The sequence below is a fragment of the Pseudoalteromonas sp. SR45-5 genome (assembly GCF_014163565.1).
GTDB classification, from domain to species: Bacteria; Pseudomonadota; Gammaproteobacteria; order Enterobacterales; family Alteromonadaceae; genus Pseudoalteromonas; species Pseudoalteromonas distincta.
Genome location: NZ_JACJDN010000200.1, coordinates 1 through 6345 on the forward strand (window position 1 = coordinate 1; position 6345 = coordinate 6345).

7 protein-coding genes are annotated in these 6345 nt (G+C 40.2%); all 7 read left to right on the top strand.

Annotation, left to right across the window (positions count from 1 at the left end; all coding sequences use genetic code 11):
• The first annotated feature begins 61 nt into the window (after positions 1 to 61).
• Positions 62 to 385, top strand: a complete 324-nt coding sequence (gene cyaY / locus H5072_RS09295; protein WP_058547701.1) for an iron donor protein CyaY — start codon at positions 62 to 64, stop codon at positions 383 to 385.
• Positions 382 to 1038, top strand: a complete 657-nt coding sequence (locus H5072_RS09300; RefSeq protein ID WP_058547700.1) for an alpha/beta hydrolase — start codon at positions 382 to 384, stop codon at positions 1036 to 1038. Before cyaY ends, H5072_RS09300 begins: the two co-directional genes overlap by 4 nt.
• Positions 1039 to 1060: 22 nt before the next feature.
• Entirely contained in the window at positions 1061 to 2038 is a 978-nt protein-coding gene (locus H5072_RS09305; RefSeq protein WP_182693356.1) for a DUF2914 domain-containing protein, read from the top strand.
• A 35-nt stretch (positions 2039 to 2073) separates the two neighbouring features.
• Positions 2074 to 3012, top strand: a complete 939-nt coding sequence (hemC, locus tag H5072_RS09310; protein ID WP_182693357.1) for a hydroxymethylbilane synthase — start codon at positions 2074 to 2076, stop codon at positions 3010 to 3012.
• Positions 3013 to 4854, top strand: a complete 1842-nt coding sequence (locus H5072_RS09315; RefSeq protein WP_182693358.1) for a uroporphyrinogen-III synthase — start codon at positions 3013 to 3015, stop codon at positions 4852 to 4854. It abuts the gene before it with no gap.
• Positions 4851 to 5960 carry a heme biosynthesis HemY N-terminal domain-containing protein gene (locus H5072_RS09320; protein WP_182693359.1) on the top strand — a complete coding sequence of 370 codons (1110 nt, stop codon included), beginning with the start codon at positions 4851 to 4853 and terminating at the stop codon, positions 5958 to 5960. Before H5072_RS09315 ends, H5072_RS09320 begins: the two co-directional genes overlap by 4 nt.
• Before the next feature lie 51 nt (positions 5961 to 6011).
• A partial coding sequence (locus H5072_RS09325; RefSeq protein WP_182693360.1) for an MASE1 domain-containing protein occupies positions 6012 to 6345 on the top strand: 334 nt, incomplete at its 3' end.

Genomic DNA, 6345 nt, shown 5'->3' on the forward strand with positions numbered 1-6345 from the left:
AGCTAATTTTAAGCTAAAATGTACCCAATATTAGGCGGCTCGCCTGCAAAGGAAAATTACAATGACTGAACACGAATATCACCAATTAGCCGAAGCTCTTATGTTCACAATTGAAGAGCAAGTTGATGATTGCGAAGCTGATTTAGATTATGAGTCGGCACAAGGTATTTTAGAAATTATATTTGCTGATAAAAGTAAAATTGTAATTAATAAACAAGCGCCTTTGCATCAAGTATGGGTTGCGACTAAGTTTAACGGACATCATTTTGAAATGCGTGACGGTCAATGGATTGATAATCGTTCTGGCGCTGAGTTTTGGGAATTTATGAACCAAGCATCTACTCGCCAAGCAGGCCAAGAAATTAAGTGGCAATCATCACTATGAGTTTAGAATTTGTAGAATACCCGGCACAATCAGAACACAAAGCAACGGTAATTTGGTTACATGGCCTAGGTGATTCAGGTGATGGTTTTGCACCTGTAGCACCGCAGCTTAATTTACCCAGTGAGCTAGGTATACGATTTGTATTTCCGCATGCGCCAGTGCAACCGGTCACCATAAATGGTGGTATGGAAATGCGCTCTTGGTACGATATTAAATCTATAGAATTAGATAAGCGTGCCGATGAACAAGGCGTAAGAGATTCAGCTGACAAAGTTCAAGTTCTTATTAATCAAGAAATTGAAAGTGGTATACCTGCTAATAAAATTATTTTGGCTGGTTTTTCACAAGGTGGCGTTGTTTCACTACATTTAGCGCCACGTTTTGAGCATAAGCTTGGTGGCGTTATGGCGCTTTCTACTTATATGTGTGTGCCACAAAAATTTACAGACGAAGCAAAACATACTGATTTAAATGTTTTTATGGCGCATGGTAGCCAAGATAACGTAGTGCCGCATAGTGCGGGAAGAAGTGCGTATGAAGTATTAACAGCACATAACATGGATGTAAGCTGGCAAGATTACCCAATGGCTCATCAGGTTTGCGCAGAAGAACTGCAAGCTATTCGTCAATGGTTAATTGCCCGTTTAAGCTAATTTTGGAGCCGCTGAGGTCAATATGAGTCAAAAAATAGTAATTAAAGCAAATGTTAAACGCGAACCACAAAATACTGTACCTACAGTTAGTTATGAGTGGCACTGGCGTCGTATTGTGAGTATTTCTATGTTGGTAGCAATGACCTCTGCTGCTGTGGTGTATGGGCTAACTGCATCGGTAAATGCCGAGCAAGGTGAGCACCCAAATGAGCAGGAGCAATTCTTAAGTTTCAGCAGTAACGCTGAAAACCAAACAAGCTATGAGGTAATGGATGTTGAGCCTCAATCATCAGTAAACAATACCCCAGCTGAGTCTGCAGAGGTAACTCAAGCGAGTATTGAACCTTTGTTAGCTGAGCAAAATGAGACTCAACTAAGCATTTCAAGTAATACACCTGCCGAAGTAGACCTTGTAAATAATCCCCCGGCTTTGTTGGCTAACAACGATATTGTTACTGATCAAAGCGAAAGTATTAATACAGAGTTAAACTCAAACCTTGATAATGATGTGCAAGAAGAAACCGCAGAAGCCCAAAACGTAACTGAGCCTGCTAGTCAAAGTGACTTACTTTTAGAGTTAGAAAGTGATGATGGCGCATTGAGTGGCACTGAAGGTTTTTCCTCTACAGCACATGTGGCAAGTGTGGCATTGGGCGCGCAAATAGACACGGGTAAAATTAGTCGTGCGGTACTTACTCGTAAAGTAAGTAAGCGTGAGCCTACTAATGTGTTTGCTGCTGATATTAGGTTAAGCCAGTTTGAGGAAGGGTTATCGTTTTTTAGCGAGATTAAAAACCTTCAAGGCCAGCAAGTTAAGCATGTTTGGTCGTTTGAAGGTGAAACGATGGCTGAAATTACACTTAATGTTACTTCGCCTCGTTACAGAACGTACTCAACAAAAAATATAATGAACACACAAACAGGTCATTGGCGTGTTGATGTAGTTGATGAGCAAGGTAATTTAATTGCCCAAAAAGAATTTAGAATTTTAGCTGACTAAAACTGGCTAAACGCAGTAATTAATTGGATACCCCTATGACAGAAAAAACAAAATTAGTACGCATCGCAACGCGTAAAAGCGCTCTAGCACTTTGGCAGGCCGAATTTGTAAAAGCAGAGCTTGAGCGTTTTCATGCAGATGTGCGCGTAGAATTAGTCCCAATGTCGACGCAAGGGGATATTATTTTAGATACGCCATTGGCCAAAATTGGCGGTAAAGGCTTATTTGTTAAAGAACTAGAGCAAGCCATGCTAGATGGCCGAGCTGACATTGCCGTACATTCTATGAAAGATGTGCCAGTAGAGTTTCCTCAAGGGCTAGCACTGCATACTATTTGTGAGCGTGAGGATCCACGCGATGCGTTTGTATCAAACAATTTTGCTAATTTAAGTGAGCTACCACAAGGCGCTATTGTTGGTACTTCGAGCCTACGCCGTCAGTGCCAAATTAAGGCACTTCGCCCTGATTTAGATATTCGTGATTTACGCGGCAATGTAAATACGCGTTTAGGTAAATTAGATGACGGCCAATATGATGCTATTATTTTAGCGGCTGCAGGGCTTATTCGTTTAGAAATGGAGTCGCGTATTGCTGACTACATTGAGCCAGAAGTGTCATTACCAGCAAATGGTCAAGGCGCTGTAGGTATTGAATGTCGTATTGATGATGAAGTAACCAAAGCATTACTTGCACCACTTGAGCATACACAAACACGTATTCGCGTAAACGCAGAGCGTTCGATGAATCGCTATTTAGAAGGTGGTTGCCAAGTTCCTATTGGTGCTTATGCATTGGTTGATGGCGAACAAGTGCATTTACGTGGTTTAGTTGGTGCTGTTGATGGCAGCGAAATTTTACGTGACGAAGTAACAGGCCATGTAAATGACGCAGAAAAACTAGGTATTGAGCTTGCTAAAAAATTACTAGCTCAAGGTGCAGACAAAATATTAGTTGAAGTTTATAGAGACGCATAAATGACACATATTCTGATAACTCGGCCCGAAGGAAAAGGCGCAGCCCTTGCACAGCAACTTGAGCAAGCGGGTTATCAGGCGTCTTTATTTCCGGTATTAAAAATAACGCATTTAACACCCTCCAGCACTGAGCTTAGTCCGCTATTAAATGCAGATAAAATAATATTTATATCGCAAGATGCAGTCAGTGCACTTTCGCAATTAAAACCAGATATAAATACCAAAGCGCAGTTTTATGCGGTTGGACAACAAACAGCCGATGTTATATATGAGCAATTTGGTGTGCGCGCAGCAGTACCAAAGCAGTATGATTCCGAAGGGTTACTTGCGCTTAAATCACTCGCCGAGGTGGATGGCTGTAATATAGTATTAGTTAAGGGCCAAGGTGGCCGCCCTGAGTTAGCTAAAACGCTCAAAGAGCGCGGTGCTTTTTTGAATAATTGTGTTGTGTACAAACGTGAACCGACAGAGAGTATCACCTCTAACTGGACAGACCACTGGAAAAGCCAGAATGTACACGGTATAGTCATAACAAGTAATGCAGCAGTTGATGCTATATTTAAAAGCCTTACTGCAGACCAACTACAATGGTTACAACAGTGCCGATTTTATGTTGCTAGCGAGCGTATAGCCGCTTATTTAAAGCTGCAACAGGTAAGTTCGGCTAATATACACATTGCAGCAGGGGCTAGCGATAATGCTATGTTTACCTGCATAAATCAGCAAGGTAGCAACATGAGCGAACAGTCAAAGCCAGTAACGGCAGAAAAAGCCACACCAACAATAGCTAACACGACCTCTGCTAAATCAACTAAGCAAGAGCCTACAGCTACAAAAAATACGGCAGACAAAAGTAAACAAAAAATAAGTAAGGTTGCAGTACTTGCGCTTCTTATTTCGTTAATTGTGGCCTCTGGTGTTGGATACGAGTTTTATCAAAAATTAAATGCTGGTAAGGCGCAAAACCTAGCCGTTAATGAGTTAAGCGAGCAAAATAAGTTACTCACCCAGGAGCTGCAAGCACTTAAATCGGCGCAATCTAATTTGCAACAAGCGCTGTTTAATAGTGAAGAAAAAGTTGCCGCAGCCCTAAATGAAAGTGCAGTTCAAAATCAGCAAGAACTAAAAGCGGCTTTGCAAAAGGCGCAGCAACAAGGCTCATCGTTAAACCCGCAAGAAGTAACCAGCTTACAGCGTATGGCTGAGTTTAAACTATGGGCTGAAAAAGACTACCAAGGCACTAGTGCTGTTTTAAAGCGCTTAGATGGATTACTTAGTGAGCATCCAGGAACAGTTGAAGTTCGCCAAGCGATTATGCAAGATATACAAACACTTGATAGCCTTAAACCTGTTGCAACAGAGGCTATTTATTTACAGCTAAACAGTGTACTAAGCAGTATTGACGACTTAGTTTTTAATGCAGTTAATTTACCAGAAGAAGCAGCTGCAATAGATGAAAATGCTTTAAGTGGTGATGTGAGTGATTGGCAGCAAAACTTGAGTAATAGCTGGAATAAAATTGTGGATAGCTTTATTACTATTCGTCAGCACGAGGGTGTTTCCATTGAGCCATTACTTACGGATCAAGAGCGCCATTTAATAAATCAACGAATCAAGCTTAATATAACTCAGGCACAAGATGCACTTATGAGTAAGCAGGCGAGTATTTTCTTTAGCGCCTTAAGTGAAGCAAAACGTTTAGTTGGTGAGTACTTTAAGCAAGACGATGATACAACTAAAACGGTACTTAAAGCGTTGTCTAAACTTGAAAAAGAGCAGCTTAACTTTAATCCAAAAGTAACCTTAAACAGTACACAAAAGGTTAAGGAGTGGGCGCAATGATAGGGCTAATTATTTTAATTGTAGCTATTGTTGTTGTACTAGCGGTTACTCCATTCGTTCTAGATGAAAAAGGTTATGTACTTATTTCATTTAACAATACGACGATAGAAGGCACGATAGTATCTTTTTGTATAATGGCAGTCATTACCTCTGTTGTTTTATATTTAACATATAAGTTAATTCGTTATTTATTATCGATTTATCATAATACTAAGCATGGCTTTTTTGCACGTAGCCAAGAGCGCAAACAAGCAGCTATTGAGCAGGCTCTTTGGAGTGCTATTAATGATGATTACGAGCACGTAGAACAGGCTTTATCGGGTAATAGCGTACCAGATAAGTTTGAAGATATTCGCTTAGCATTACTTGCAAAAGCAGCGCTTGCTAATAATCAAACAGATAAAGCACTTGAGCGTTTATTTGAAATAAGCCCAGAGCATCAATTAAAAGTAGCAAAGCTATGGTTGGCAAGTGGCGATAGTAGCGCGATTGAATCACAAATGCGTATTAGCGCAGAAGCTAAAAAAGCCACCGCACTTGAGTTAAAACTTTATGCAGAAGTATTAGTACAGCAACAACACTTTAGTGCGCTGGAAGACTTTTTGCCGCGTTTACTGCGCAAAAAAGCACTTACTGATGCACAGTGGACGCAGTTATTTAGTGCTTATTTTAGTGCGTTGGATGCAGACAAGCTGAGTGAAAAATATAAACAGCTGCCTAAAAAGCTGCAAGCTCATGCCCACACCGCATATTTAATGCAAATGGCGCAAGCAGGTCAATTGGCTGTTATTGAAAGTGACTTAATTAAAATGGTTAAGCACAATGAGCAACACTTAGAGCTTGCAAATATATTAAGTAAAGCAACAGCAGCTGATGCAGCTAAGTTGCAAATAAGCATTCAAGAACGGCTTAAGAAGGATGATTCAAATAATTCACTATTACTTGCGCTAGCTTGCCTTGCTAATGCTAAGGGTGATTATGACTTAGCAGCTAGAATTTTTGATAAAGCACTGAATAGTGAAAATAAAAAACAGTTCGCTGAACAAGCTGTGTTGAGTTATAAAAATAGTGCACAAGCAGAAAAGGCGCTCGTTTTATATCAATAAATGACTACACTATAACTACTTAGCATTTTTTGTAGTTCAGGAGCACAAGCTTTGAGAAAGTTTTTAATATTAACCCTTAGCTTGGCTTGTGCTTACTTCTTTACTGGGTATTTTAGCAACTCACTTCTTTCTGTAGATGGCTATGCGGTCGCCTCTTGGCCGCCCTCAGGAATTGCTTTAGCGAGCTTTTTAATTTGGGGACGTAAGTCATTTATTGGTCTTATTCTTGGTGCTTTCTGTACTAACTTAATTCATCTTGATAACACTGTAGATATTCTTCATTTTAATGTGCTTTTACAAGCTATTTGCGTCACTTTAGCCTCTGTTTTACAGGCTTGGATTGGCCGACAAATTATAGTGAATGTTATAAAAGCGCCGTTGGATT

Coding starts and splice junctions, on each gene's coding strand:
- cyaY (WP_058547701.1), top strand. CDS start 62: ATGACTGAACACGAATATCACCAATTAGCCGAAGCTCTTATGTTCACA.
- H5072_RS09300 (WP_058547700.1), top strand. CDS start 382: ATGAGTTTAGAATTTGTAGAATACCCGGCACAATCAGAACACAAAGCA.
- H5072_RS09305 (WP_182693356.1), top strand. CDS start 1,061: ATGAGTCAAAAAATAGTAATTAAAGCAAATGTTAAACGCGAACCACAA.
- hemC (WP_182693357.1), top strand. CDS start 2,074: ATGACAGAAAAAACAAAATTAGTACGCATCGCAACGCGTAAAAGCGCT.
- H5072_RS09315 (WP_182693358.1), top strand. CDS start 3,013: ATGACACATATTCTGATAACTCGGCCCGAAGGAAAAGGCGCAGCCCTT.
- H5072_RS09320 (WP_182693359.1), top strand. CDS start 4,851: ATGATAGGGCTAATTATTTTAATTGTAGCTATTGTTGTTGTACTAGCG.